The organism is Leisingera sp. F5, from assembly GCF_001593695.1.
Genome location: NZ_LUKH01001095.1, coordinates 1 through 1,284, shown reverse-complemented (window position 1 = coordinate 1,284; position 1,284 = coordinate 1). Strand labels below are relative to the sequence as shown.

Sequence of the window (1,284 nt, the reverse complement as noted above, 5' to 3'; positions counted from 1 at the left end):
CCTCCTTCTTCGGGCTTGGCCTGTTCATCGTCTCGATCAGCCCGATGTCGGTCTCAGTCCAGACCATCACCATGGGCAATATCCTGGCGATCACGCCGGAGGACACGCTGCAGCTGGCGATCATCGGTTTTGTCTCGCTGGCCGTACTGCTGGCCAAGTGGAAGGACTTGATGGTCACCTTCTTTGACGAAAACCACGCCCGCACCATTGGCTTGCGTCCGGGGCTGCTGAAGGCAGTGTTCTTTGTTTTGCTGTCAGCATCGGTGGTCGCGGCAATGCAAACCGTCGGTGCCTTTCTGGTGATCGCCATGGTGGTGACGCCCGGCGCGACGGCGTACCTGCTGTGCGACCGCTTCCCGCGGCTGATCATGGTGTCGGTGCTGATCGGCGCCCTCACCAGCTTCTTTGGCGCCTATGCCAGCTACTTCCTGGACGGTGCCACCGGCGGCATCATCGTGACACTGCAGACGCTGATTTTCCTGGCGGTCTTTGTCTTCGCTCCGAAACACGGGCTGCTGGCCGCCAAACGCAAGGCGCGAGAGGCACTGAAGCGCGGCCCTGCCGCACAAGAAGGGGCTGCATGATGGATCTCGATATTTTGCTGATGCCGTTTCAGTTTGCGTTCATGCAGAACGCCTTTCTGATCTCGCTCATCGTTTCTGTGCCCACTGCCTTGCTTTCCTGCTTTCTGGTGATGAAGGGCTGGGCACTGATGGGCGATGCGGTCAGTCATGCAGTGCTGCCCGGCATCGTGCTGGCCTATATCGTGGGCTTGCCGCTGATCCTTGGTGCCTTTGCCGCTGGGATGCTCTGCGCGGTTGCCACCGGCTTTCTGGCCGGCAACAGCCGGGTCAAGCAGGACACCGTGATGGGAGTGGTGTTCTCTGGCATGTTCGGCCTTGGCATCGTGCTGTATGTCTCGGTGGAGACCAACGCCCATCTGGATCACATCCTGTTCGGCAACATGCTGGGGGTGGAGGGGCATGAGCTGTTGACCGCCGCGATCATTTCGCTGGGCGTTGGTGCGGCGCTGGTGCTGAAATGGAAAGACCTGCTGCTGCACAGCTTTGACCCGGCGCAGGCGCAAGCCTCCGGCCTGCCGGTGACGGTGCTGCATTACGGGCTGCTGGCGGCGCTGTCGCTGACCATCGTCGCAACTCTGTCGGCGGCGGGGCTGATCCTGGCCATCGGGTTGCTGATTGCGCCGGGGGCAATCGCATTTCTGGTGGTGCGCAAGTTCAGCACCATGCTGTGGGTTGCTGTCGTGGTTTGTATGTTCTCAAT

Annotated in this window: 2 protein-coding genes; both read left to right on the top strand. The window is 60.8% G+C overall.

The annotated features are described in order from the left end of the window. Nucleotides 1-584: metal ABC transporter permease (locus A2I95_RS39190; protein ID WP_291737760.1), on the top strand; the 584-nt coding region annotated here is incomplete at its 5' end. After that, a partial coding sequence (locus A2I95_RS39185) for an iron chelate uptake ABC transporter family permease subunit (RefSeq protein WP_291737759.1) occupies nt 584-1,284 on the top strand: 701 nt, incomplete at its 3' end. The genes A2I95_RS39190 and A2I95_RS39185, both read left to right, overlap by 1 nt.